The sequence below is a fragment of the Neobacillus niacini genome (assembly GCF_023715415.1).
GTDB classification, from domain to species: Bacteria; Bacillota; Bacilli; order Bacillales; family Cytobacillaceae; genus Neobacillus; species Neobacillus niacini_C.
In genome coordinates this window covers 248,313-274,411 of the sequence record NZ_JAMBOB010000004.1, presented here as the reverse complement: position 1 = coordinate 274,411, position 26,099 = coordinate 248,313, and the positions used below count along the sequence as shown (strand labels likewise).

21 protein-coding genes are annotated in these 26,099 nt (G+C 36.2%); 14 read left to right on the top strand and 7 right to left on the bottom strand.

What is annotated here, in order from left to right:
- Positions 1-20: 20 nt before the first annotated feature.
- The 7 genes from M3189_RS10665 to M3189_RS10635 all read left to right on the top strand — a co-directional run bounded on the left by M3189_RS10665 (position 21) and on the right by M3189_RS10635 (position 10,108).
- Positions 21-2,102 carry a cell wall-binding repeat-containing protein gene (locus M3189_RS10665; RefSeq protein ID WP_251634017.1) on the top strand — a complete coding sequence of 694 codons (2,082 nt, stop codon included), beginning with the start codon at positions 21-23 and terminating at the stop codon, positions 2,100-2,102.
- Positions 2,103-2,149: 47 nt separating this feature from the next.
- A complete protein-coding gene (locus M3189_RS10660) occupies positions 2,150-2,872 on the top strand; it encodes a hypothetical protein (RefSeq protein WP_251634015.1) in 723 nt (240 codons plus the stop codon).
- Positions 2,873-2,980: 108 nt separating this feature from the next.
- Positions 2,981-5,212 carry a SpoIID/LytB domain-containing protein gene (locus tag M3189_RS10655; protein WP_251634013.1) on the top strand — a complete coding sequence of 744 codons (2,232 nt, stop codon included), beginning with the start codon at positions 2,981-2,983 and terminating at the stop codon, positions 5,210-5,212.
- Positions 5,213-5,383: 171 nt separating this feature from the next.
- Positions 5,384-6,661, top strand: coding sequence for a nucleotide sugar dehydrogenase (locus M3189_RS10650; RefSeq protein ID WP_353057416.1), 1,278 nt, complete (start codon positions 5,384-5,386; stop codon positions 6,659-6,661).
- 32 nt (positions 6,662-6,693) lie between these two features.
- Complete coding sequence (locus M3189_RS10645; protein WP_251634012.1) at positions 6,694-7,401, top strand: WecB/TagA/CpsF family glycosyltransferase; 708 nt, start codon at positions 6,694-6,696, stop codon at positions 7,399-7,401.
- Between the two features lie 4 nt (positions 7,402-7,405).
- The gene (gene murJ / locus M3189_RS10640) at positions 7,406-8,923 is read left to right on the top strand and encodes a murein biosynthesis integral membrane protein MurJ (RefSeq protein ID WP_251634011.1); all 1,518 of its coding nucleotides are present in this window, start codon (positions 7,406-7,408) and stop codon (positions 8,921-8,923) included.
- Positions 8,924-9,013: 90 nt separating this feature from the next.
- On the top strand, positions 9,014-10,108 hold the full coding sequence (locus M3189_RS10635; RefSeq protein WP_251634006.1) for a glycosyltransferase: 1,095 nt from the start codon (positions 9,014-9,016) through the stop codon (positions 10,106-10,108).
- A gap of 106 nt (positions 10,109-10,214) precedes the next feature.
- Here M3189_RS10635 and M3189_RS10630 read toward each other — a convergent pair whose 3' ends face one another.
- The 5 genes from M3189_RS10630 to M3189_RS10610 all read right to left on the bottom strand — a co-directional run bounded on the left by M3189_RS10630 (position 10,215) and on the right by M3189_RS10610 (position 16,428).
- Positions 10,215-11,651 carry a flippase gene (locus tag M3189_RS10630; protein WP_251634005.1) on the bottom strand — a complete coding sequence of 479 codons (1,437 nt, stop codon included), beginning with the start codon at positions 11,649-11,651 and terminating at the stop codon, positions 10,215-10,217.
- Positions 11,652-11,694: 43 nt separating this feature from the next.
- Positions 11,695-12,648: a glycosyltransferase gene (locus tag M3189_RS10625; RefSeq protein ID WP_251634004.1), complete on the bottom strand. Its 954-nt coding sequence runs from the start codon at positions 12,646-12,648 to the stop codon at positions 11,695-11,697.
- A gap of 41 nt (positions 12,649-12,689) precedes the next feature.
- On the bottom strand, positions 12,690-13,796 hold the full coding sequence (locus M3189_RS10620; protein WP_251634003.1) for a glycosyltransferase: 1,107 nt from the start codon (positions 13,794-13,796) through the stop codon (positions 12,690-12,692).
- 86 nt (positions 13,797-13,882) lie between these two features.
- Positions 13,883-15,337: an O-antigen ligase family protein gene (locus M3189_RS10615; RefSeq protein ID WP_251634002.1), complete on the bottom strand. Its 1,455-nt coding sequence runs from the start codon at positions 15,335-15,337 to the stop codon at positions 13,883-13,885.
- Between the two features lie 14 nt (positions 15,338-15,351).
- A complete protein-coding gene (locus M3189_RS10610; protein ID WP_251634001.1) occupies positions 15,352-16,428 on the bottom strand; it encodes a glycosyltransferase family 4 protein in 1,077 nt (358 codons plus the stop codon).
- A 279-nt stretch (positions 16,429-16,707) separates the two neighbouring features.
- Between M3189_RS10610 and M3189_RS10605 the strand changes: the two genes are divergently transcribed.
- From M3189_RS10605 to M3189_RS10590, 4 genes are all read left to right on the top strand, one after another.
- Entirely contained in the window at positions 16,708-17,457 is a 750-nt protein-coding gene (locus tag M3189_RS10605; protein ID WP_251634000.1) for a WecB/TagA/CpsF family glycosyltransferase, read from the top strand.
- 19 nt (positions 17,458-17,476) lie between these two features.
- Positions 17,477-18,583: a glycosyltransferase gene (locus M3189_RS10600; RefSeq protein WP_251633998.1), complete on the top strand. Its 1,107-nt coding sequence runs from the start codon at positions 17,477-17,479 to the stop codon at positions 18,581-18,583.
- A 101-nt stretch (positions 18,584-18,684) separates the two neighbouring features.
- Positions 18,685-19,746: a glycosyltransferase family 4 protein gene (locus M3189_RS10595; protein ID WP_251633996.1), complete on the top strand. Its 1,062-nt coding sequence runs from the start codon at positions 18,685-18,687 to the stop codon at positions 19,744-19,746.
- A 146-nt stretch (positions 19,747-19,892) separates the two neighbouring features.
- Positions 19,893-20,963, top strand: coding sequence for a glycosyltransferase family 4 protein (locus tag M3189_RS10590; protein WP_251633994.1), 1,071 nt, complete (start codon positions 19,893-19,895; stop codon positions 20,961-20,963).
- A 123-nt stretch (positions 20,964-21,086) separates the two neighbouring features.
- On the opposite strand, the gene M3189_RS10585 is transcribed toward M3189_RS10590, so the two are convergent.
- Together M3189_RS10585 and M3189_RS10580 are read right to left on the bottom strand one after the other, a co-directional pair.
- A complete protein-coding gene (locus tag M3189_RS10585; RefSeq protein WP_251633992.1) occupies positions 21,087-22,124 on the bottom strand; it encodes an LCP family protein in 1,038 nt (345 codons plus the stop codon).
- 121 nt (positions 22,125-22,245) lie between these two features.
- Positions 22,246-22,884, bottom strand: a complete 639-nt coding sequence (locus M3189_RS10580; protein WP_251633991.1) for a YigZ family protein — start codon at positions 22,882-22,884, stop codon at positions 22,246-22,248.
- 261 nt (positions 22,885-23,145) lie between these two features.
- On the opposite strand from M3189_RS10580, the gene M3189_RS10575 reads away from it, so the two are divergent.
- The 3 genes from M3189_RS10575 to M3189_RS10565 all read left to right on the top strand — a co-directional run bounded on the left by M3189_RS10575 (position 23,146) and on the right by M3189_RS10565 (position 25,966).
- Complete coding sequence (locus M3189_RS10575; RefSeq protein WP_251633990.1) at positions 23,146-24,291, top strand: sensor histidine kinase; 1,146 nt, start codon at positions 23,146-23,148, stop codon at positions 24,289-24,291.
- A gap of 43 nt (positions 24,292-24,334) precedes the next feature.
- The gene (locus M3189_RS10570; protein ID WP_435368076.1) at positions 24,335-25,018 is read left to right on the top strand and encodes a response regulator; all 684 of its coding nucleotides are present in this window, start codon (positions 24,335-24,337) and stop codon (positions 25,016-25,018) included.
- A 108-nt stretch (positions 25,019-25,126) separates the two neighbouring features.
- Complete coding sequence (locus tag M3189_RS10565; protein WP_251633989.1) at positions 25,127-25,966, top strand: DegV family protein; 840 nt, start codon at positions 25,127-25,129, stop codon at positions 25,964-25,966.
- The last annotated feature ends 133 nt before the right edge of the window (positions 25,967-26,099 follow it).

Genomic DNA, 26,099 nt, shown 5'->3' with positions numbered 1-26,099 from the left:
AGTGTGGGAAGGAGTTCGGAATGAATCAAAAGATTTATAGTTTTATAGGAATGTGCATCTTATTCGCTATTTTCCTTTTTCCAGCAGGTGTTTTTGCAGAAAAGATGGTCGTTATTGACCCCGGTCATGGCGGTAAATTCACTGGTACCTGTGGATATACAAAGGAAAGTGGAAAGGACCTTTGTGAAAGGGATGTCAATTTATCCGTAGGATTGAAGGTAAGAGAAGTGCTTAAATCCTCCGGTATTAAAGTATTTATGACACGTGATGCGGATGTTGGGTTTGCCTCCAATTCTGGCGATGACCTCAAAGCTAGAACGAATCTTGCTAACGGATTTGTTAAAGGCAATAACGATAATAGTATTTTTATTTCCATACATCATAATGCTTCACCAACAAGCCCCTATGTAAAGGGCTATGAAACCTATTACTATGATTATCATAACTTGGATCCAATGTATCCATATGATCCACTCCAGGTAAAATACTTAAATGATAGTAAACGATTTGCAGAGGTTATTCACCCAACTGTAGTAAATGCACTTGGATTAATGGATAGAAAAATCCATAATGATCAAAGTTTTTATGTTATTCGCAATACACAAATGCCTTCAGTATTAGTTGAACTTGGGTATATGACCAATCGAGAGGAAGAGAGCAGGATAAAAACAACTGCTTATCAGCAGCAAGCTGCACAAGCACTAGCAAACTCGATAATTTCTTATTTTAAAGTGTTTGAGGTATACCAAGATAATAATAAAAAGGCTACCTACAAAACGAAAAATGAAGCGGTAAATTATGCACAGACACTTAACGGTAACGTAAGAGTGTTTGATAAAGATACACAGCAGGATGTTTGGGAAAATAGTAACTTTGAAGCCTATCACAAATCAGAAGGGCTATTAAAAAGTTTTGCTACTGAACAGCAGGCAATCGCTTATGCAGCTGGTTATGCAAATACAAGAGTAGTAGAGAAGGCAACTGGTGAAACCCTTTGGGCAAATTTCTTTACACAAAGATATATTGTCCAAGATCAAGCAGGAAATAACACCTCGTTCTTTGATTTCAATAAAGCCATTTCGTTTGCAAAAACGAAACAACCGGCAAGAGTGGTTAGAGCCAATACAAACGATGTTATCTGGACAAGTTTTGCAAATGAACAGATAACAAGAAATCTTCAATCTACTAGATTAGAAGGTGCAACACGCTACTTAACATCCGTTTCTATCTCAAAGATGTTACATCCAAATGGCTTTGCTGCAAATTCGGATAAAACCGTTATTTTAACGACAGGAGCAGAACCTGCTGATGCCCTATCGGCTGGTCCATTATCTGCCACTTACGGACAAGCACCGATACTGTTAAATAATAGCAGCAGCTTACTTCCTGAAGTAAAAGATGAACTTAAACGTCTAGGGACAGCAAAGGTCATCATTATCGGAGGACCGATAGCCATTTCTCCTAACGTAGAAGATGCGATTATCTCTCTAGGTATTGATACAGAGAGAATATCTGGTCAAACACGCGTAGAAACAAATCAACGTATTGTTGAAAAGTTAGGTTCCGTTGAGGGAGTATTTGTTGCATCAGCTAGAAGTTTCCCTGATGCATTAGCTTCAGCACCAATCGCAGCTGCTAATAATTGGGCTATCGTGTTAACGGAGCAAAACAATATTTCAGCTGAAGCATTAAACTATCTAAAGGGTAAGAAAACAGTGATTCTTGGAGGACCAGTTGTAGTTTCTGATTCTATTCAAAATCAACTAGTCCAACAAAATGGCACTCAAAATGTAGTTAGACTTGCGGGTTCAAACCGTTACGAAACTCTGGCAAGTATCTTATGGTATTTTAAAGACCAAATGAAATCCGATACGATTAATATTGCTACTGGGGCAAACTTCCCGGATGCGTTAACGGCAGCACCGCTATCCATTCAGAATAAAGCTCCACTTATTCTATTAGGCAGCGGATTATACAAGAATGTAGAATCTTTCCTTTTCCAATACACAGAGGAAAACTTAATCAAGCGGGTTAACGTAATTGGCGGCCCTCTTGCTGTACCACAATCATTAGAATCTGTGATTGTAAATAAAGCAAAATAAGAAGCGAACTCTCCTTGAGTTTGCTTTCTTTTTAGAAAGGAGAAAAAATGATTAGGGTTTTAATCACTGTACTTCTGCTAGTAGGAAGTATTGCGGGCTGTTCACTATTTAATAAAGAAGAAAAGAATAATAGTGAAGAAAAACTAGTGGAATCGAAAAGCCAAGCTGAGGTAGAAAAAAAGGATGAAAAGAAGGATGAAAAAAAGGGTGAAAAGAAGGATTCCGTTGTGAGTCCAGAGTCCGCTAATGATGGTTTAAAGGTTTATCGTCCTAAGGTCGGAGTAAAAAAGATTTTTATTGATCATGAAAATGTTCCATCTCTTACAGAAGAAGTAGTTTTTGATAATGGGGACTATGTTCAGAGCATCATTACAATTGGCCAATCAGCAAGTGTTGTTATTTATAAATGGACAGAAAATGAAATCTCTATTGTAGAGACCATAAAAAATCCAGATGATCCTGATAAGAACTATCTCGAAGGTACCAATGAAGGTACCAATGAAGGAACCAAACAAGAAGTGATGATTTCAAAGATAGATACTTTAGAGGCAGATTGGAAAATTATTAGTCAGAATCAAAGTGTTCAGACACCTTATCAAACCTTTACTAACGTCTATGTGATTCAAAAAATCACAAATGAGGTAGAAGGTGCAGAAACAATATATACCAATTACATTGCACCTGGTATTGGACTGATAAAAGAAACCTTCGAAGTAACTGGTGATCAAGGGTATTCCGCAGAATCCATGCTTCAAAAAATAGAAGAATAGTAAATAGGGAAATCTTACATTCTTCTTGTCTATTGCTGAAATATGTAAATCTATGTATCATATTGTCTAGTAAGTTATTACTATTTCATTTTTATTGGGGGAGAATAAATGAAAAAAGCTATGTTAGGATTTCTTCTATTGCTGCTTTTATTTCCGTTAGCTGTATCCCCGGAAAGAGCAAGTGCAAACAGTGAAGGACCTATTGTATCGGTTAAACTAAACAATTATTTAGGACTACAAAAAAGTATCCAAGTAACTATAAATGGTAAGTACATTGTCGAAGGTGATACAAATACGAATCTCCTTTCTAATCAAAATTTTACTGTGCGTATCGAAAATGGTTCGTTAGCACTATATAAAGATAATAGTCTTGTAAAAAGTTATGGGACTTCTTTTACAATCAGTCCAGAGCAATACGAAAGTCATTACGTTTCAGTAAATGGCAGAAAATATCTGGGTAATATGCAATTTACGGTAACTAATAATTCCATTCAATCTATCAATAAGCTCCCGCTTGAAGATTATTTAAAGGGTGTTGTTCCTTATGAAATGCCAGCTGGCTGGAACGTTGAAGCTTTAAAGGCTCAAACTGTTGCTGCGAGAACGTATGCACTAGCCAGAATTAATAATGTTATTGATGACACGATTTCGTATCAGGTTTATGGCGGTTATATATGGAATAGTCCTGATTATGTAAATTCCAATAAAGCTGTAGAGGAAACAAGAGGACAAGTCCTTAGGTACAACGGTAATTTGATTTCGGCTGTTTACTCATCTAGCAATGGCGGACAAACTGAGTCAAATTCAAACTATTGGGGATCCGCTTATGTGCCTTATTTACCTTCTAAGCCTGATCCATATGATCCACAAATTGCGTGGAAACTTTCAGTTAATAAACAACAATTCTCAACAAATGGTTTAGATTTAGTAAATCCGGGCGCATGGTGGTCAAAGGTTTCTGAGAATCCTAATGACCAGCAGGTAATAAACAATATTAAGAGTTATATTAACAATTATTATTATCCAAATGCACAAATAAAAATCGTTTCCGTTCCTAAGCTTGAAATTACTGAGAAAAATCCTGAAAATGGAAAATCAACAAAAGGGTCTTTAGTTGTTAATTATTATATGAAAAATGCTGATGGCAGTTATGTGATGAATCCAGGCAGTCAGTTACCGGAAAACTATTCCGTAACTTTAGCAGGGAAATCTCGTTATGATACAAGCACAGCAATTGCAAATCAAGGCTGGAGCCAATCTGACGCTGTCGTTCTTGGTCGAGGCGATATACCAATTGATGCCTTGACAGGAACAGTTTTAGCTAAAAAATATAACTCACCATTATTATTAACAGCATCAAATAATGTACCTCAATCCGTTTTAGAAAAAATCAAATCGTTAAAACCATCCACTGTTTATGTATTAGGTGGAAAGCTTGCTATATCTGATGATGTTATCGCACAAATTGAGGAAACCGGGACAAAAGTTAACCGGATTTCCGGTAATACAAGATATCAAACAGCTGTGAAAATTGCTGAACAGATAACGGGTTCAACAGAGCTTATTATTACCAGCGGCAGCAGTGAATCTCCAGATGCTTTATCCATTGCCTCCTATGCGGCAAAAAATCAGATTCCGATATTGGTTACATCATCAAACGGTTTGTCAGAAGATGTTAAGAACTATATAAGGGATCACCAAATTAGTAAAGCATATGTAATTGGAGGAACAATTGCCGTTTCGGAAAATGTTGTGACTGAAATGAAAGCTCTTGGTATAAGCAACATTGAAAGAATTGCTGGGGAGAAACGCTATGATACGAGTGTTGAAATTGCTAAGAGATTTAACTTTGATTTAAATAATGTATTCTTTGCAAACGGAGATTTATTTATTGACGCCTTACCGGGGGCTGCATTAGCTGCCCAGTATAATGCGCCGGTCATTCTTACACAGAAGGATACATTTTCAACCGCTCCAAAAGCGTGGTTGAAAGGCTTATCTGTAAGACCAAAGGTATTCTACCTTGGTGGACCAATTGCCATTACCGAAAAGACTAGAGCGGAAATAAAAAATACCTTCCTAGGTGACATTAAATTATTTACTCTCGAAAAAGAGAATGTAGGTATTGGAACTCTTCGTTCTATTCTTGGGGGAGCATTGTTTAAAAGCTATCATATTTCAAGTGTAGTTAATAATGAAACAACAGTTACCATTAATGGTAAAGGGTATGGCCACGGTGTTGGGATGAGTCAGTACGGAGCAAAAGCAATGGCTGACAAACAAAAATCCTATACAGAAATTCTGAATTTCTATTACCCAGGAACAACTTTAACTAAATAGTAATTTGCGGGATACAGTGGATATTTTCATACTGTATCCCTTTTTATTATTAAACAATTAAGGGCAATAATATCTTACAATATGTTCTAGTATGAAATACTGTCGGAGGGCGACAAAATTCGATATAATGGAAAATAGGCTAAAATGTAATTTTGAAGGGAAGACATACTTGTGATAAATAAAATATGTGTGGTAGGTCTAGGCTATATTGGTCTTCCAACAGCAGTGATGTTTGCGAATCATGGTAAAGTAGTCCATGGAGTAGATATTAATGAAGAAATAGTAAATAAAATCAATCGAAAACAATTGCATATAGAGGAAAAAGGATTAAAGGAAAAGTTAGTAGAGGCAATTGATCAAAAACATTTAACGGTTTCAACTAAGCCAGAGGAAGCAGATGTCTTTATCATTGCAGTTCCTTCGCCAATCAAGAATGATAAAACAGCAAATCTTAGCTATGTGGAAAAAGCAACAGAAGCAATCGTTCCTTATCTGCAAAAAGGTAATTTGGTTATCCTAGAATCAACTGTACCTCCATTAACGGTTGAAAAAGTCATGCTGCCAGTTCTAGAGAAAACAAACTTAGAAATCGGAAGAGAACTTTTTGTTGCTCACTCTCCAGAAAGAGTTATCCCGGGGAAAGTTTTTGAAGAACTGATAAATAATGATAGAATAATCGGAGGGATTAATGAGAAATCCTCTGAACTAGCGGTTGAACTATATCGAACTTTTGTTGTGGGGAATATTCATATAACCGATGCAAAAACCGCTGAGTTAGTAAAGGTAATTGAAAATACCTACCGTGATGTAAATATCGCATTTGCAAATGAACTAGCTAGAATTTGTGATAATCTTAACATTAATGTTTGGGAAGCCATTAAGCTTGCCAACTACCACCCAAGAGTCAACATTCATAGCCCAGGGCCTGGAGTCGGCGGTCACTGTATTGCTGTTGATCCATGGTTTTTAGTAGAGCTCCAGCCAGAGACCGCAAAAATAATTGGGGTAGCTAGGAATATTAATGATTCCATGCCGCATTATACAACGAATAAAGTAATATCTATTATCGATCAACAATCTATTCAGCACGGGAAAGTGGCTGTTTTAGGTTTATCCTATAAAGCTGATATTGATGATACCAGGGAAAGTCCTTCACTAGATGTAATGAGAGCGCTGGAGGAACAAAAAATAGAATACAGTGTATTCGACCCTCATATTAAAGAACAAATTTTTATGAAGCAAACGAAAACGATCGAGGAAGCAGTAGAACATGCTGATTTGATTTTAATTATGACCAATCATCAAGAATTTAAAAAGTTGAATCCAGAAAGCCTTAAGGATAAAATGAGAACGAAAATAATTTATGATACGAAAAAGTGTATCGATGAAGATAAATGGAAGCAAGCTGGATTTGAGGTATACTTTCTGGGTGATTCAAGCTCAAATTAAACCAACGCTTACCATTTAGACAGGTGGTTCTAATGAAAGAAAATCTCCTAGGCGTTAATGTAAATAATGAAACCTATGAACAGATAACAGAAAAACTTTTAGACAGGATACGTCATAATAAAAAATCATTTATTGTCGCGATTAATCCAGAAAAGATTATGAAGGCTCAAAGTGATGCTAAATTATTGGAGCTTCTCAATAAAGCCGATTTTCAAATCCCAGATGGCGTAGGTATTATCCTCGCTTCGAAATTAAAAGGAGGGAAAATACGTCAACGGGTAACGGGTATTGACCTAATGATGCACCTTTGTGAGGCTTTCGCGAAGAATAATAAATCCATTTTCCTTTATGGCGGCCAGCCAGGTGTTGCCGAAAAGGCGTGTGAATGTCTAAAGATACTCTATCCAGATATTAATATTACTGGCGTCTTGAACGGTTATGAAAAGGATGAACAAATCATCAGAAATACTATCAATACTGCAAATCCTGATATTGTGTTTGTTGCTCTTGGCAGTCCTGTACAGGAATATTGGATTGTGAACAATATGGATCATCTCTCAGCCCAAGTGTTCCAGGGGGTAGGTGGTTCGTTTGATGTCATTTCTGGCCGTGTGAAGCGGGCACCATCGGCCTTTAGAAAACTTGGTTTGGAATGGCTGTACCGCCTTTTAAAAGAACCCGTCAGGTGGAAACGTCAAACCATTCTTCCTAAATTTTTAATTAAGGCACTTAAGGAATAATACTATGTCAAAATTGAAGATTTCTGTCATACTGCTCCTGTTATCAACATTGGTTCTAAAATTTTCAAGTATGATCCGGGATTTAGTCATTTCTGGGCTTTATGGAGATTCCTATATGGCGGATGCTTATTTTGCATCGATGACCATTCCTAATACGATCATTCTTTTTTTGTTAACCGGATTGAAGGATGCCTTTCTTCCTAGCTATTATAAATTCGATGTGCTGGGAAAAGGCTTCTCTCATCAGACTAATATCATAAAGAGTACTTTTCTATTCTCGATTGCCATTGCATTTATTGGGACAATTTTGTCCCCTTTTTTAGTTGACCTGCTTTATCCTGATTTTAGTAACTATCAGTACGGGACAAGTATCGCTCAATGGACGATTGCGTTATATTTTCTCTCTGTCGTTTTTGTTGGAGTAAATGCCATCTATGAAGGGTATTTTGATGCTAAGAAAAAGTTTTCTATTTCTACTTTTTCTCAAACCATTGTAGTATTGGTAACGGTTTTGTTTGCACTTTTATTCCACCGGCCATGGGGGATTTATTCCGTACCAATTGGCTATCTTGTAGGGACTATTCTTTCTTTTATCTTGAAGCTCCTAATCATTTCACCAAAGAAATTTCTCTTATGGAAACAAAGAATCGACTGGAAAGAGGTAAATGAATTTTATCTTATTTTCCTGCCAGTTAGGATTACCATTGCCGTTGGACAAATTAATCTGTCTGTTAACATGCTCTTTGCTGCAGGGATGGGTGAAGGTGTGGTATCCAACTTAAACTATGCGTTCAGGCTCATAAGTATCCCGCAGGCCATTTTCGGGGTTACCATTGCCACAATTATCTTTCCTATTTTGGCACAGGCAAAGGCAGAAAACAATCACGATTTGTTTAAACGCGGGATTGAACGGGGCTTGTCTGTTATGCTTTTATTACTTGCTCCGACCATTTCAGGAATGGTCTTATTGATAGAGCCTATTATTCGGATCGTGTACGAACGTGGTGCATTCACTGAGAGTGCAACCATGCTTACCTCGGAATATTCGTTGTTTTATATGGGGTCGGTTTTCTTTTATAGTATTCAAGCTGTCATCGCAAAAGGCTTTTATACATTAGAAAAGGGCCACTATATCATGAGGATTGGACTTCTATCGATTGTTATTAATATTCTATCAAATTATCTATTATCAAAGGTTATGGGGCCAGAAGGATTAGCACTGTCTGCATCCATCGTTGGTTTTATTTATTCTACTCTTACATTTACAACACTTTACCGGATATCTGGTGGTTTTGATTTGAAATACTTATCAAAAGAAGTTGGGAAAATTGGATTGGCGACCTTAGTGATGGTGCTTTTATTAATAGGGATAGAACACTATTTAGGCCTCTCTAAGTTAGGGGATATTCCCAATATCTTAATTAACACGGTTATTGGCGGGCTGGTTTTTGCAGGCGTCTTAGTTGTATTAAGATCTTCCACCTTTTTTGATACCATTTCTATTAAGAGAAGGAAACAATAAGGAACCTATCGACCTTACGATGGAGGCAAGTATTTTACTTGCCTCTTGTTTTATAAAAACGCAAAATATAAAAAAATCGGGTGACAGACATTGAGGAAAAACCGTGTGTTGATCATAAGTAATATGTATCCAAGTGAAAATTCACCTACCTTTGGCATCTTCGTCAAAAATCAAGTAGAGGCCTTAGTAAAAGAGGGGATTCAGGTTGATGTTCTTGCGATTACAAATGCAAGCACAAAAAAACAGGATGTTATTCGTAAATATTTATCATGGCTTTTTAGAGGAATCTTTCTTCTATTCAGAGGGTATCAGTACCAGACCGTTCATGCTCATTACGTTTTCCCTTCAGGATTAATAGGCTTGTTTTTCAAGCTAGTATGGAAGTCGAAATTAGTTGTTACTGCGCATGGCGGGGATATAGATAAAATGGCCAAAAAAAACCGCCTCATTCAAAAGGTCACCACGTTTATTCTAAAAAGGTCAGATTTTGTTATAGCAGTGGGGCAGAGGTTATATCAAGAAATACAGGACCATTATAAGGTAGAATCCAAAAAGCTGCTACTACTTTCGATGGGAGTAAATCGTAACATCTTTAGAAAAGTAGCAAACAAAGAGAAAATGAAGTCTAAATTGAAGATTAATAAAAGTAACCCTATTATCCTTTTCGTCGGGAATATTACTCGTAATAAAGGATTAATTGACTTAATAAAAGCGTTCGCCCTAGTAAAAAAACAAATTGTTCAGGCCGAACTACATATCATTGGTTCAGCGAAGAATAAACCTTTTGTTGAGGAACTTACTTCCATCATAAAAGAAGACTCGTTAGTAGGCATTACCTTCCACGAACCTAAGCCTCAGCATGAAATAGCAGAGTGGATGAATGCAGCAGATATCTTTGTTCTGCCTTCTTATATAGAGGGATTTGGACTGGTAGCACTAGAAGCAATGGCGTGCGGCGCACCAGTGGTGGCAAGTAATGTAGGAGGCCTCTCCTACTTACTAAATAACGGCAGTGGAATCCTCATTCCCCCATCCAACAGCAGTGCCCTGTCAGAAGGAATCAGCCAAGTCCTTAATAAAAAGGAAATAAGAGACATGCTCATTCAAAATGGATTAAAAAGAGCAGAAGAACACGATCAAAAAAATATCATAAACAAACTAAAAGAAATTTATCAAACAAAATAGTTTAGTAATGGTGCTAGGATTAATTTTGGAGCTCCAATCAACAGACCTCAGCCAAAAAAAGCGAAAAGAATTTCTTAACTAAGAATTCTTTTCGCTTTTTATATGATTAAGACTTTGAACGCCTGCGTTTAATCTCGTTCATAATTAACCCATCTTTTAATAAAATCTCAAACAAAATAACGAATGTAATATAGACAAGAACGCCCGCTGCTACTTGTAAAACAGTAGTAAAAATCGACGAACCAAGTGATACACCAATCCATCTTACTACCCCGTACATAATACCTCCAGAAACGAGGTAATACAACGTCTTGGGCATTACCTTTAAGATATGAATATCTTTCCTTACAAAGTACATCTGCGCAAGGGTAACGGCTATTTCCGCAGCCAATGTACCTATTGCTGCTCCTATTGCACCATAAGGTTTAATGAGAATAAAATTTACGATTAAGTTTACGATCGCCCCGACATACAAGGTACTAGTATATTGTTTCATTTTTCCTAATGGAACTAAATACTGTGTTCCAAATACACCACTCCACGCCATTAGAAAAATAGCAGGGCTTAAAATGATTAATACATTAGCACTTAATGTAAACTCTTCCCCCATATACCAAGGAACAAATTCCTGTGCCACACCAGCTAATCCGAACATAATCGGAATCGCTAAAAGGGTGGTAAACTCCAATGATTTTCTGATATATTCATTTGCTTTATCCAGGTCGCCTTTGCCAAACGTATTTGCCATCCGAGGGAGCATTACGATACCTAATGAAGTGACAATCGCTAATGCTATTTTTAGGATTTTATCTGCATAGTCATAAATTCCGACTTCACTAGTTGTTGATAAATAACCAAGCATCGTTTTATTTAATATAAAATAGACTTGTGTTGCGATTTGTGGCAAAAAATAAACAATCGTTGGTTTAAAATGTGAAAAGACCGACTGAAAGGAAATGGAAACAGGGACCACATGTGGTTTAACGTAATACCATAGAACCATGGATCCTAAGAAGAGAGAAAGCCCCATAATAATCGTATAAAGGGTTAAATCACTAGTATCCTTTACAAATAAAAAGATAGCGATTAGACTCAATACCTTGAAAAAGATATTTCTGGTCACAATCTTTTTAAAATCTTCCAAACCGCTAAAGAACCAGGAACAGTCCAAAATAGTTGCTAGAAGTGCAATTCCCTGCAGCAAAGCAATTAATTTATACTCTTCGAAAAAGTAGAATACAAAGACTAAATACAAGGATAGAGAGATGAACGAAAAAAATAATTGCAGAAGAAAAATGCTAAAAAAGGTTCTGCTTAATTCCTTTTTATTATCTCTGGCTATTGCAACCATCTTATTGCCATATGTTCCGATACCAAGCATGGCCAGTAACATGAAGTATTGCACAATGGAATTTGTATAGGCATATATTCCAACACCTTCTGGTTTAAGAACCCGTGAGATGTAGGGGACGGTTATCAATGGCAAAGCCATATTTAACACTTGATAGGCAAGGTTATATAAATAATTTTTTTTAATACTCAAGGATGATCACCTTATTGAACAGCATTTACTGTAGGATTATTTTTTATTGATTTTTCATTTGTTTTGTTAAGATTTTGTATTTAATGAGTTCATTAAATTTCCTGATATGGTATTTTGAAATCAGTAGACTTTTTACTAATTTAGATAATCCGTTAAGATATTGACCTTCCTTCACTTGTCCAACACCTTGGTGGAAAATATCCTCAGCTTCACTATACCTTTGTTTCTCACCAGTTTTTATTTGACCTTCAACTTTGTTTATTTCGTCCTTCACATAGGAATAATCATCTAATTTATTTTTCATATATAGTTTTATTAATTTTCGTGAAATAATAAATTGTTCAAAATTATTACTTTTGGAAATACCGGTGCTTCTCATTCTGTACAATAACAAATTTTCATTTAATTTTCCGATTTTGAAACCTTTAGATAAGGCACGAAGTGAAAAATCATAGTCCTCGCTGTAAGGGATGTCTCTATAGCCGCCAAGCTTCGTATAGACCTCTCTTTTTAAAAACCAAGTTGGATGAAGAGAGATATTCCAGATGCCCATGACCTTTTTAATTTCTTCAGGGGTAAAAGCATTATTATCCCACTCATACTGTTTTTTGTCATTCTCATCGATGACAATCATGCCAGAAAACACAAAATCCAGATTCTTTTCTTCTAAATAACTCTTTTCCTTGCTGAGTCTTTCAGGATCGGAAATATCATCTGCATCCATCCGAGCCACATATTTTCCATTACAATGCTCTAAAGCAGTATTTAAACTTTTTACTAACCCCATATTTTTCGGGTTGGGGATAATTTTTATTCGCGAATCTTTCTTCTGATAATCCTCCAGTAGTAACTTTAATTGCTCATTTTCAGGGTTATCCAACACAATGAGGAATTCAAAGTGACTATAGGTTTGATTCAATATTGAATCGATACATTTCTCTAACCAATCAGGTTCTTCATTGTAGGTACTCATAATAACTGAGACTAAATCTCCCATATTTACCCCTCCTTATAAAAGTGATCTAAACTTCAAATACCCTAACGATCTATTAACTCTTCAATTTCTTCAAGAATCCGCTTTATGTCGAAAAAACTCCTGCGAGTAAGAGCAAGTTCTCCATATTGTTTTCTTTCATCACCGTTTAATAAGAACTGTTTCACGCCTTGATATAGACCTTCCTCAGAATTCTCAACAATCATACCATAACTTCCATTATCTAATAGTTCTACTGGACCGCTGCATCTTGTCGATAATACTGGTTTTCCAAGTATTAAAGCTTCTGCCACAACCAGAGGTAAGCCTTCAGCTCGTGAAGAGCTTACATATAAATCTGCTGCCGCTACATACTTATAGGGATTACTTTGAAAACCAAGAAAATGAACGCTAGTTGAGACCTCGGATTGCCGGCATTGCTGCAGCAGTGATTCTTTCTCTTCGCCTTCCCCGATTAATACAAGATCATGTTCAATCCCTTCTTTAATCAGTCGGGCATGAACGTTTATTAATCGATCGAAGCCTTTTGCCTTGATTAATCTTCCAACTGAACAAACGGTTACTTTTTTGTATTCGATTTTTTCCTCTTTCGCTTTGGCGATTATATCCTCTGCGTCAATTGGGTTATAAATAACACTATGATTCCCTTGGAGCTGGAGAGTAGTCTCGAACCCCTCCCGAGAATCATTTGAGACAAACACGATATCATTAAATTTTTTGTATTGCTGTTTTTCTTCCTCATCACTTTTATAATAATGAACGGTCCAATGGTGATTAGAAAAGTCAGTGTGAACCCAGGCGATTTTTTTTGAAGCAGGATTCGTCGAGCCGGAAATTAACTTTGTTGTACAGCCTTCTAGAAAGGCGATCTCAACATCATAGGTTTCCTTTACATATTTCTTGTAAATTATCTCTGCTGGGAAATACTTAAATAGTTTATAAATAATTTTTCTTAATAAAGTGCTCTTAGGATTGAAAAGATAATTGATTTTCACGTGAGGAGGAACTTCCTTTAAATAAACCCCTTCATTAAATAGTAACAATAATGTAACACGGTATTTGTTCTTATCTAAATTTTTCAAGAGGTTAATAAGGACTTTTTCAGCCCCGCCCCCTCCTAAATTATCTATGGCGATTAATAATTTCTTCATTTATATCCCTTTCCACCAATACAAGATAAAGAGACCCTCTAAACGATTGAGGTGTCTCAATATAATAAATGTATGCAGTTATTTGTTTAGTTTATTGAATTTGATTTCCTATTTTCCAATAACTGATAGGCATAACCGAGAACAATGAAATAATATAGCATAAATACGTCATTTTCTAGAATATTGTAAACGACAGCACTTGTCACACCGCCAAAAAGGAAAAAGAGAAGTAATGGGGAAATAATTGTTCCTTTTCGTAATGCCCATGTCATTCTAAATATACAATAAATAAACAAAGCTACTAAAGCTACTCCAATAATTCCTGTTTCGGCCAAAAGCTGAATGTATTGGTTATCAGAATAAAAATTCCATGCTATTTCATAATCTTTATATATAGGTGAAGAGTAGGTTTGAGTTGCAGATCCACCAAAAGTAGCAAAACCATGGCCCATGATTGGCTTATCTTTAAATACTTCTATTGCTTTTTTGACATAATATACGCGGCCATCTGCATTACTTAGTTCGATATTTTCCTCTGATAATGCTTCTTTAAAACGGTTCAAACCGCCATTTTTTCCTTTTCCGGTACTCTTCTCTCCATCGGTTTCGCTTGGTGCTTTTTCCACAATGACATGTTTATCCATATAATCTGTTAGAGACGCTACGGCAAAGAATGTAATCATCGATGCAGCAACAAGTATGATGACCGACTTGAAATGGTGAATTTTGCGATTAACAATAATATAAGCAATTAAGAATGCTGCGACTGCTAGAACTGCACCCCTTGAGTACGTTAAAAGGAATACAGAGAGCATTAATGTCATTCCGATATAAATGAAAATTTTCGGCTTGCCTTTTGTGATAGCTAATAAATAAAAGCTAACTAAAAATGCAATTAATAAGTAAAGAGCAAGTTCATTTGGACCACTGATTAAGCCATAAATACGTACTTTATTCGTAGGTGATAAATTCATATTTGCCCATAACTCAGGTAAAAGAAGGGTTCTTACAGATATCTTTTCTACTAGTCCATGGATCGATAATACAACCGCTGTAATAAAGGTCGTTAAAGCAAAGTCTCGTATATCCTTCTCGCCAATGTTCAATCTCTTCACAATATAATATAGAAGGAAAAAGACTAGGAATGCTCGTACCTGCATGATAATGGCTATCATTGAAACACCCGTTAGTAAGGCAGAAAGTATTCCAACTACGAGAAAGAGGATATAGGAAATCTCTAGTAAGTTAAATCGGAATAAATTCCGAATATTATTCCTCTGATTATAAATTACCTTTAGAAGAAGGAAAAATATCAGTATGTCCGCGATAAATTTAAATCCGCTATTATACACAATTAAAAATGGCCGAATGGGGACAAATACAATTAAAAAGAGAAGGGCGACTTTTTCATCATAAAATACTACTGCAGCTAAAAGCAGGCAAATAACGATGCCGATAATTGAATTAGGAATAAATAATCCTATGATTACAAGAAAAACTCCTATTAAGATGGATAGAAATCGATTAGATATGATAGTCATTAATAGTACCTCATTTATTTATTATCTTCATTTTCTAAATTGTAAATAGCTAATGTTTGATTTAACATCTTATCAAAGGTCAGGTTTTTTAGAAAAAAGTCCTTCCCGTTATTGGCAATCTTTTTTGCAAAGACCTCATCTTCTAATACCCTAAAGATACTGTCAGCCAGGGCATTTTCGTCGCCATAAGGGACCAAAAGTCCTGTTTCATTATGTCTAATAATCTCAGGTAATCCGCCCACATTGGTTGAAATAACTGGTTTTTCATAGGCCAATGCTTCTATTGCAACAAAGGGAAATGCTTCGTTTTCTGATGGCAAAACAATTAAATCACTATTGATATACACAGTATCCATATTATTTACGAAACCTAGGAAGTTAATGTTAGATAATAGATTTAAATCGTTTGCTAATAAATTTAGTTCATCCTTTAATGGGCCGTCTCCAACGATATTTAACTTCCATTTCAAATGGGGGTTGTTATTTTTTAACTTTGCTAAGCTCTGAAATAGAAATTTATGCCCCTTTTCCTCACTCAAACGACCAATAACAGAGAGGATTTTCTCATTACTTGTTACTCTTTTCGAAGTGTCCACTTTTGGCACTTTTATTCCATTATATATAACCGTAATTTTTTCTTCAGGTATGCCCTTTTGTAATAGTTCCATTTTAATAAAGTTCGCCACTGATATTACCCTATGGTTTAATCTAATCATAGAGCGGTTTAAAATTTTAAATAAAGCAGGCATTGGAACATTGACATGATAGGTCCAAATTACGTTAACCTTAGCACCCATTAATTTTGCTAGCAGTGCAATGTAATTTTCTCTTAAAAATTGAGCATGTATGTAATGAACACCCTCCAGTTGGCAAATTTTCTTTATCTTCCTTGCTGCTTTTAAGTCAAATGGCCCGTTCATGGTAACTTGGTAGGATGGTAAGCCCAATTCTTTAAATTTGTCTAAAAATGGACCATTTTCAGAGTAAACAAAAACACATCGGTCTTTTCCAAGAGCAGATATTAAATTTAAAACATATTTCTCTGTTCCCCCATCACCAGGATAGTTGAGGATATACATAATTTTTTTCATGCTGGATATCAATCCCTTTATGTGCAAGTTAGGTGTATAAAGGTTACAATTCATAAAGATGTTTAACGCTTAAAGTATATTTTATGGAAGGTAACACGTCAAATACAACCGCTTAACTACCATCTATACATAATATATAGACTACGCTTAAACTCTTTTCAGTTCAAACATATTTGTCATTAATAACCCAATAGAATATAATGATTTCTGGAGAACTATTAAAAAGGGCATTTCATGTAACCAGTTTTATAACTGTATGGAGTATTTGGAGATGAAATAATGAAAGAAGAAAAACATAAAGTAAAAATATTGAATGTTTTTTTTAATCATATAACCAAAAGTGTATTAGTGAATAAATTAGTTGATAAAATTTCACAGAATCAAAAAACATTTTTAGTTACCGCAAATCCTGAAATTATTATGTATGCGAATACTGATCAAAATTATTTTTCTGTTGTCAAAAATGCGGATTATACGATTCCTGATGGGATTGGAGTCATTATTGCTTCAAAGATGATTGGTGACCCGCTTTCTGAAAGAATTGCTGGTTATGATTTGTTGGTAGAACTATTAAAGGTTGGGAATGAAAAAGGTTGGTCTGCCTATTTTTTAGGAGCCAAAAAGGAAGTAGTAGATAAGGCAGTACATAATGTGAAGATAAATTATCCTCACCTTACTATAGCTGGTTGGAATGATGGATATTTTGATTGGAATTCTTCCGCCATTTCTGACGAGATTAAGGAAAAGAAACCAGACTTAATTTTTGTTGCCTTGGGATTCCCAAAACAGGAAATTTGGATTTCGGAAAATATTGAGTCCTTTGAAAAGGGACTTTTTATGGGGGTCGGAGGAAGTTTTGATGTCCTTGCTGGTGAAGTAAAAAGGGCCCCGCTTGTTTGGCAGAAAATGAATATCGAGTGGTTATTTCGATTGATTCAGCAGCCAAGCAGATGGAAACGAATGTTGGTTTTGCCTCAATTTGTTTATAAAGTATTTGTTGAAAAGTATGTAAAGAAATCGTATGAGTAATCTTAGGAGCGAACAACGAATGAAAGTGCTGCATCTTAATGCTGGAAATGAAACAGGCGGTGGAATGGTCCATATTTTATCCCTGCTAAATCAATTCAATCGCGAAGAGTTTTATTTAGGGCTGCTTGAACATGGGACTTTTGAGACGAAAGCAAAGGAAATGGGAGTAAATACTCTCGTTTTTGGACAAACCTCCCGCTATGATTTAACTGTGCTTTTTAAAATTATCCAGTATATTAAGAAGAATAAAATCGATATTATTCATACTCACGGAGCCAGGGCTAATTTATATGGATATTTTATTCGGATGGTTACCAAGGCAGTTTGGATGACTACCGTTCACAGTGATCCAAGAAATGACTTCTTGGGACGCGGTCTAAAAGGGAATCTTTTTACTAAGTTAAATCTTGCCGTTTTAAAAAAACCAGATCATTATTTTGCCATTTCTAAGCGTTTTGCCAAAATGATGGGTGATTTTGGTGTTCAACAAAATAAAATTACCACCATTTTAAATGGAATTGATTTTGACAAAAAAAGCACAAATAAAATTTCGTATGAAGAGTTGAAACTAAACCCTCAGGATTTCGTCATATTAATGGTAGCACGTTTTGACCCAGTAAAAAGACATGAATTGGCAATTTTAGCAATGGAAAAAGTGTTAAAGAAATATCCTTCCGCAAAGCTCCTCTTTGTAGGAGATGGACCTGCTCGCGAACCAATGGAAGCGTTGGTGAAAAAAATGAATCTAACGGAAAGTGTACGGTTCTTAGGACATCGGGAAAACGTTGAGGCCTTTTATAATCTTTGTGATATCACACTCCTAACGTCTAAAACAGAAAGTTTCCCGTTAGTGCTTCTAGAATCCTCCAAGGAAAAGACAACGGTCATTACGACTGATGTCGGCGGTGTTAAGGATATGATACCCAATCAATCATTCGGTTTTGTATTAAGTGATGATAAGGTAGTGGATATCAGCAATGCTATTATGGCTGCGATTGAATTAAAAGAGGATGGAAAATTGAAGGAAATGGGAGAAAAATTCTTTACCTTTACATCCCAGAATTTCTCGATTCAATCCACAGCTGATAGTATTTACCAGACATATACGAAGTTTGTTCACGAATAATTGTTTCTTTCAATAAAAGTGTGTGCTATAATCCAATATGGTACATTCTTTATCAAAAATCTACTAATATAGACATATAACGAGTTTGCGGAGGGGCCTGTATGTTGTATTTTTCATTGATTATTAGTTTCATAGCGGCAATACTCCTAACACCAATTGTGAAAAGATTAGCATTTAAAATTGGTGCCACAGATAAACCGAATACTCGTAAAGTTCATCAGAAGATAATGCCTAGGCTAGGTGGTTTAGCGATATTTTTAAGTTTCCTTATTGGAATATTAATTCTACAGCCGCACTACGAGTTGCATTGGGAAATTATACTTGGCAGCTTAATTATTATAGTAACTGGAATTGTAGATGATATTAAGGAGATTTCACCGAAGCTTAAATTATCTGGACAGATACTTGCAGCATTTATCGTAGTTGTTTTGGGTGATTTGAACGTTGAATTTATTAATTTACCTTTCGGTGGTCAAATAAACTTTGGGTTCTTCAGTATCCCGCTTACAATGATTTGGATTATTGGGATTACGAATGCAATCAATCTCATTGATGGACTAGACGGACTTGCTGGCGGAGTTTCTACGATTGCCTTGTTAACCATTGCAGGAATGGCAGCGGTTATGGGAAATCCTTATGTGACAATGATAGCACTTATTGCGGCCGTATCTACACTTGGATTCCTTATTTTCAATTTCTACCCAGCAAAAATATTTATGGGAGATACAGGAGCATTGTTCCTTGGCTATCTCATTGGCGTATTATCACTTTTAGGATTCAAAGGTGTTACGTTTATCTCATTAATCATTCCAATTATTATTTTGGGAGTTCCAATTTCAGATACGTTCTTTGCGATTATTAGAAGATTAGTAAATAAGCAGCCTTTGTCTGCGCCAGATAAATCACATTTACATCACTGTCTATTAAAATCTGGTTTTTCACATCGTCAAACGGTTATATTAATCTACTTAATGGCTGCTATTTTTGGTCTTGCAGCTTTCATTTTCTCGCAGGCTACCGTTTGGGGATCATTAATTATGATACTAACGTTAGTTGTCATTATTGAAATAATAGTTGAAAAGATTGGCTTAATTCGCGATGATTATCAGCCTTTGATTAAGTTCTTAAAGGGGATAAAACCTGTTAATGCTAAGAATAGATAACCTACTAGTCTAAGAAACTATTTATGTTTCTTAGACTTTTTTTATGTGATTGGAAAGTTTATCATGGTGAATTACCGAATATTACTATCCTAATTTTGTTTTTGTTTTGATTATAATGGACAAGATATTTAGTAAGGAGGGTGTTCATGATTTTTTTTACCTTACTAATATGCTTTATGATTTCCATTCTAATAACACCTCTGGTTAAAAAATTAGCCTACAAAATACGAGCAACAGATAGACCGAATAAAAGAAAGGTCCATCAGACTATAATGCCTCGACTAGGCGGTTTAGCCATTTATATCGCTTTTTTAGCAGGGGTCCTTTTATTACAACCTGAAAATCCATTTGCGGCTTCTATCATGATTGGCAGTGGAATTATTGTTATTTCTGGAATTCTCGACGATATTTATGAGTTATCTGCAAAAATAAAACTCCTGGCACAAATTGTTGCTGCAGCTATTATTGTTCTTTATGGCGGATTACAAATTACCTTTATTAATTTGCCATTTGGCGGTCTTTTTGAGTTTGGTTACCTTAGTATCCCATTTACCTTTCTTTGGATTATCGGTATAACGAATGCCATTAATCTAATAGATGGTTTAGACGGACTTGCTGGTGGTGTATCCTCGATTGCCTTAGTAGCAATATCAGGTATGGCGTTTATCATGGGAAACCTATATGTTGTGACGATAGGATCTATCCTTCTGGTAAGTACGATTGGCTTCCTTTACCACAATTTTTATCCTGCTAAAATCTTTATGGGCGATACAGGGGCTTTGTTTTTAGGATTCATGATATCGGTGTTATCACTCTTAGGATTTAAAAACATTACCTTTGTTTCATTTATCGTACCAATTATTATCCTTGGAGTACCAATATCAGATACTATTTTTGCCATTCTTCGCAGAATTATTAATAAGCAGCCACTATCATCACCTGATAAGTCTCACCTGCATCATTGTTTACTCCGGCTAGGTTATTCGCATAGAGAAACTGTGCTAATCATCTATGCAATGGCCGCATTATTTGGTGTAGTAGCTGTTGTGTTTTCACAAGCAAAGCTTTGGGGAGCAATGTTATTAGGTTCTGTATTATTATTCTTCATAGAAATAATTGCAGAAAAGATCGGCTTATTCGGAAGAGAATTTAACCCTTTATTAAAATTATTAAGGAACTTTCGTTTTTCTTTCGATAAAAATCGGAAAAAGGTTTAATCAATAGGATTGGAAAATGGGAATGATGCTGCAAATCACCTCCCATTTTTTGTTTGTTGTAAAACAAGTTAATAAAAAGAAAAAACCTGTATAGAATAAATCTATACAGGTAGAAATTGAGGATTATTCTGTTCCATTTTCGGCTAAATTATTATCTGTATCAGCTGCAGTCAAATCAGTTGTGTTTCCATTTAAATGAGTTTGAAGCATCAGCTTAACATTTTCTAAGGATTGTTCGTCTAGTTGATAATAATATGCTTCATTGATAGTGGAGTCGCTTCCTTCAAGAGCCAATGTTTCAAAGTTTAGGTTCTTATCGTTAATTACATAATTCACAAATGATTTCATATTATTAAAAGTAAGATTCGTCTCCATGTTGCTACCGACTGCACTAATAATACCAGATAGTTTTGTTAGAGAATTGATCGATGTTCCTTTTTTAATGATTGCTTTTAAAATTTCTTGTTGGCGCAGGCCTCTATAAATATCACTATCTTGGTGACGTGTCCTTGCAAGTGCTAACGTTTCTTCACCATTCAGCGTTTGGAGTCCAGGCTTCAGTGTAATCGCATCTGCAAGGTCTTTAGAATCCTGTTCAGTAATTAAATATGGCACTTCTACTTCGACACCGTCTATGGCGTCCACGACATCAATAAAGGCGTCAAAATTCATTTTCACATAATAATCAATGGGAATATCTAAAACTTCTTGAACTGTTTCAATCGCAAGATCTGTTCCTCCAATTGCATGAGCTGCGTTAATTCTGGTTTTATTCTTTTTCCCAGGAATTTTAACGTAGGAATCACGAGGGATACTTAGTAACTTAACAGAGTTATCATCTTTATTAAAGGTAACGACCATTAATGCATCAGATCTTGTTCCTGTGCCAAATTTACGGGTTTCGCTGTCATCAACACCAATTAATAGAAGAGAGACATTATCCATGATTGGATCAACCTTTTCTTCCCTCTTTTGTGTGACTGTTTCCATCGGTTTATAGGACTCATTTACAACCGACTCAGCTTTTTTATATAAAAAGGTTCCGTAGGCAACCGTACTTAATGAAATAACGACTAATGGTACTAGAATCCACGTAAGGACACGCTTTTTCCTTTTTTTCCTTTTATTTTGTTTTCTTATGGTTCTAATATCTTGAGACATAAAGGTTATCTCCTTTTTTTATATCAACATTTATATTCTATTCATAGCTGAGTTACATTTTACTATTTTTTACTGGTTTAGTAAATTGTAATTTTTTGTAGATTTATGACATACCTTTAGATCAATTGATTTTTGCTTCTAAATAGACGTTTTCACCTTTTATAAAGTTACAATTTGCATTTGTTAAATCAACCACCCAATTCATGAACTCATCCACTTGCACTTCATCAACATATACCTCAAAGATAACCTTTTCGAGGTAATGAATGTCTTTAATGGTGTATGATGACGCCCTAAGTTCCTTTTCTATTTTCCCAATCCATGTATAGTCAACAGTCACATGAACGATTTGAACAAGCCTTCTTTCGACAATACCGCCAGTATTTAAGCCTTCCGAAGTCGCCTTCCCATACGCACGAATCAATCCGCCAGCCCCTAGTTTAACCCCTCCAAAGTAGCGGGTAATGACGACTACGGTATCCTTCAGTTTCCTTTTTTTCAGCACCTCAAGAATTGGTACGCCAGCAGTCCCACTGGGTTCACCGTCATCATTGGCTTTTTGAATTTGATCATGTTCACCAATGATATAAGCAGAACAATTATGGGAGGCATCCCAATATTTTTTCTTAAGTGTTTGAATAAATTCCTGGGCCTCTGCTTCCGTTTCAGTTCTTTTGATATGGGCAATAAATCGTGATTTTTGAATATTTATTTCATGTTCACATGCTTCCTTTTTAACCGTGAAATACCGAGATAGCATAGTTCTCCCTCCATAACTTCCTTTTAGATAATATAAAAAAAACATTGGTGTAATATAACTTTAATATAGAAGTAATTTTCCCGTGGTATAATAAATAATGTTTCAATGGTGTAAAATCTATTTTTTTACTATAGTAGTTTAGCTATCAAATATTATACTACTTATGGACTAGAAAGTTGGGAAAATTTCATGTTTAATGCATAGATATAGTAAAAAATTCCAATATGCGTTAAACTTGAAAAAAGGTCTCTGGAGGAGAGCATGGCGAAAATTCAGAAGATTAATGTGAAATCAATTGATGAAATCCGTGAAGAGATGATTGAAACTGTCACAAGCAGTAAAAGCGATATCTTTCAAATAAGTGAGCAATGCCGAAAAGATTACGATAATATGACAAATGAACTAAGAACCATTAGAGATATGATGGTGAAGCTGTTAGCTGAAGAGGAACGCCTTGAAGAACAGGTACTTAAGGCGAGGTTAACACTATCAGAGCTTAGTATGAATTTTAAAGACTATTCTGAAGCTGAAGTCAGGGAAGCATATGAAAAAGCACATCAGCTGCAAATGGACCTGTCCATTAATTGGCAGTACAAAAAACAGCTATTGGAAAAGCGAGCAGACCTCGAGCGCAGGTTATTGGGGCTCGATGAAACGATAGACCGTGCTGACCAGCTTATTTCTCAGATATCAGTAGTGATGAATTATCTAATGAGTGACCTGAAGCTTATGGGTGAAGAATTACAGAATGCAAAGGCAAAACAAGACTTTGGTTTGAAAATTATCGAGGCCCAAGAGGAAGAAAGAAAAAGGCTATCAAGAGATATTCACGACGGTCCGGCACAAATGTTGGCAAATGTGATTATGAGATCTGATTTAGTGGACCGTGTCTATCGTGAGCAAGGACCTGAGGAAGCCTTTAAGGAGATTGGCAGCTTCAAAAAAATGGTCCGCGCCGCTCTTTATGAGGTCAGGAGAATTATTTATGACCTTCGTCCGATGGCTCTTGATGATTTAGGCCTAGTTCCGACCCTCAGAAAATATCTTCAAACCATCGAAGAATATCATAACAAGTCGAAAATTGAATTTACTAACATTGGTTTAGAACGCAGGCTTCCAGTGAAATATGAAGTGGCACTATTTCGTTTGATTCAAGAATCAGTGCAAAATGCACTAAAGCATGCAAATGCCTGTGGAATACAAGTAAGGCTTGAAATGACAAAGAATGAGCTAACCGTTCTCATTAAGGATAATGGGGTAGGTTTCGATACCACCCAAAAAAAGCCCGAGTCATTTGGGATTATCGGAATGAGAGAACGGGTAGAGCTGCTTGAAGGAAATATTGCGTTTGAATCTAAAATAGGAAAAGGAACTTCTGTTTTTATCGTGGTTCCAATACCGTCTTAATACAAAAATAAAACGATTTTATGCGGAGCAGGAGGGGAAATAAATGATGACTAAGATTGCAATTATCGATGACCATCAGCTATTTAGAGAAGGGGTTAAACGAATTCTTGAATTCGAAAAGGCATTTCAGGTTGTTGCCGAAGGTGATGACGGAAGTGATGCGGTAACCATTGTTAATGCTTATAAACCGGATGTAGTGATTATGGATATTAATATGCCTCAGATGAACGGGATTGAGGCTACACGTGAATTATCAGAGAAGTTTCCAGATACAAAAATTATTATCTTATCTATCCATGATGATGAAAACTATGTTACTCATGCACTTCAAACAGGTGCAAGAGGGTATTTGCTAAAGGAAATGGACGCTGACGCATTGATTGAGGCAGTCCGTGTAGTGGCTGAGGGCGGATGTTACTTACACCCAAAGGTAACTCATAACCTAGTAAATGAATACCGCAAGCTGACAGCAGGACGTTCAGGCGGCGGTGCTTTTGTTCAAACACTTGAATTGCGTCGTCCGTTACATCTGTTAACGCGCCGGGAATGTGAAGTATTACAAATGCTGGCTGATGGAAAAAGTAACCGTGGAATTGGTGAAGCTTTATTTATCAGTGAAAAAACAGTGAAAAACCACGTGAGTAACATTTTACAAAAAATGAACGTTAATGACCGTACGCAAGCGGTTGTTACGGCAATTAAAAACGGCTGGGTTGAAGTTCGTTAATATAAGATTTACATGAGGGCACGCGACTTGGATATGGGCGTGCCCTCTATTTTTTTTATTGTTTTTCAGATAGAATAGAACAAAACATAGTTTAAGGATGGTTTCAATATGAAAACGGCCGTTGTAAGTGATAGTACAGCATACATACCGAAAGAAATACGCGAAAAATGGAATATACATATGATCCCGCTAAATGTCATTTTTGGCAATGAGGCTTATCAGGAAGAAGTTGATATTACAGCAGAACAATTTTATATGCAAGTGAAGGAGAAGGAACTTCCAACCACCTCACAGCCTCCGATTGGCCAGTATGTGGAGTTGTTTGAAACATTGTCTAAAGACTATGACGCTGTCATTAGTATTCACCTTTCTAGTGGTATCAGTGGCACATTTGCTGGTGCTGTCACAGCTAGTACGATGGTAGAAAATATCAAGGTGTATCCATTTGATACAGAGGTTAGCTGTATGCCACAAGGCTTATATGCTATTGAAGCAGCCAAAATGGCTCAAGACGGCGTCGAAACAGAGAAGATTATGTCACGCCTTGAGGAACTGAAAAAAACTGCACGTGCCTATTTTATGGTGGATGACCTTTCTCATTTACAACGAGGCGGCCGTCTATCAAGCGCCCAAGCGATTATTGGCAGTCTGCTGCAAGTGAAACCACTCCTACACTTTGAAAACAAGGTCATCGTTCCCTTTGAAAAAATCCGCACTCGGAAAAAGGCAATGAAACGAATTGCCGACCTATTAGGAGAAGACGCCGCTTCAGGTGAACCCTATCAAGCTGTTATTATCCATGCCAACCGCAAGGAAGAGGCAGTGGAATGGCAATCTGAGCTTGAAAGCTTGTATCCAAATGTAGAATTCTCGCTCAGCTACTTCGGCCCCGTCATAGGTACACACCTAGGAGAAGGTGCCATGGGTCTTGGCTGGATGAAAAAATAAACTTTATTAATTGGGAGCTAGGCAAGAGCCTGGCTCTTTCTCTAGTTAAAATCATTCGACATCTTGCAGGAATTTTGGCACATCGTGTAGAAATGTTACTGAAATAAAAAGGGAGTGATCATGTATTGTTTAC

Bases quoted from the DNA above. Each gene is read 5' to 3' on its own strand.
- M3189_RS10565 (WP_251633989.1), top strand. From the start codon at position 25,127: ATGAAAACGGCCGTTGTAAGTGATAGTACAGCATACATACCGAAAGAA.
- M3189_RS10665 (WP_251634017.1), top strand. From the start codon at position 21: ATGAATCAAAAGATTTATAGTTTTATAGGAATGTGCATCTTATTCGCT.
- M3189_RS10585 (WP_251633992.1), bottom strand. From the start codon at position 22,124: ATGTCTCAAGATATTAGAACCATAAGAAAACAAAATAAAAGGAAAAAA.
- M3189_RS10605 (WP_251634000.1), top strand. From the start codon at position 16,708: ATGAAAGAAGAAAAACATAAAGTAAAAATATTGAATGTTTTTTTTAAT.
- murJ (WP_251634011.1), top strand. From the start codon at position 7,406: ATGTCAAAATTGAAGATTTCTGTCATACTGCTCCTGTTATCAACATTG.
- M3189_RS10580 (WP_251633991.1), bottom strand. From the start codon at position 22,884: ATGCTATCTCGGTATTTCACGGTTAAAAAGGAAGCATGTGAACATGAA.
- M3189_RS10600 (WP_251633998.1), top strand. From the start codon at position 17,477: ATGAAAGTGCTGCATCTTAATGCTGGAAATGAAACAGGCGGTGGAATG.
- M3189_RS10620 (WP_251634003.1), bottom strand. From the start codon at position 13,796: ATGAAGAAATTATTAATCGCCATAGATAATTTAGGAGGGGGCGGGGCT.
- M3189_RS10575 (WP_251633990.1), top strand. From the start codon at position 23,146: ATGGCGAAAATTCAGAAGATTAATGTGAAATCAATTGATGAAATCCGT.
- M3189_RS10625 (WP_251634004.1), bottom strand. From the start codon at position 12,648: ATGGGAGATTTAGTCTCAGTTATTATGAGTACCTACAATGAAGAACCT.
- M3189_RS10590 (WP_251633994.1), top strand. From the start codon at position 19,893: ATGATTTTTTTTACCTTACTAATATGCTTTATGATTTCCATTCTAATA.
- M3189_RS10645 (WP_251634012.1), top strand. From the start codon at position 6,694: ATGAAAGAAAATCTCCTAGGCGTTAATGTAAATAATGAAACCTATGAA.
- M3189_RS10595 (WP_251633996.1), top strand. From the start codon at position 18,685: ATGTTGTATTTTTCATTGATTATTAGTTTCATAGCGGCAATACTCCTA.
- M3189_RS10655 (WP_251634013.1), top strand. From the start codon at position 2,981: ATGAAAAAAGCTATGTTAGGATTTCTTCTATTGCTGCTTTTATTTCCG.
- M3189_RS10660 (WP_251634015.1), top strand. From the start codon at position 2,150: ATGATTAGGGTTTTAATCACTGTACTTCTGCTAGTAGGAAGTATTGCG.
- M3189_RS10610 (WP_251634001.1), bottom strand. From the start codon at position 16,428: ATGAAAAAAATTATGTATATCCTCAACTATCCTGGTGATGGGGGAACA.
- M3189_RS10570 (WP_435368076.1), top strand. From the start codon at position 24,335: ATGATGACTAAGATTGCAATTATCGATGACCATCAGCTATTTAGAGAA.
- M3189_RS10615 (WP_251634002.1), bottom strand. From the start codon at position 15,337: ATGACTATCATATCTAATCGATTTCTATCCATCTTAATAGGAGTTTTT.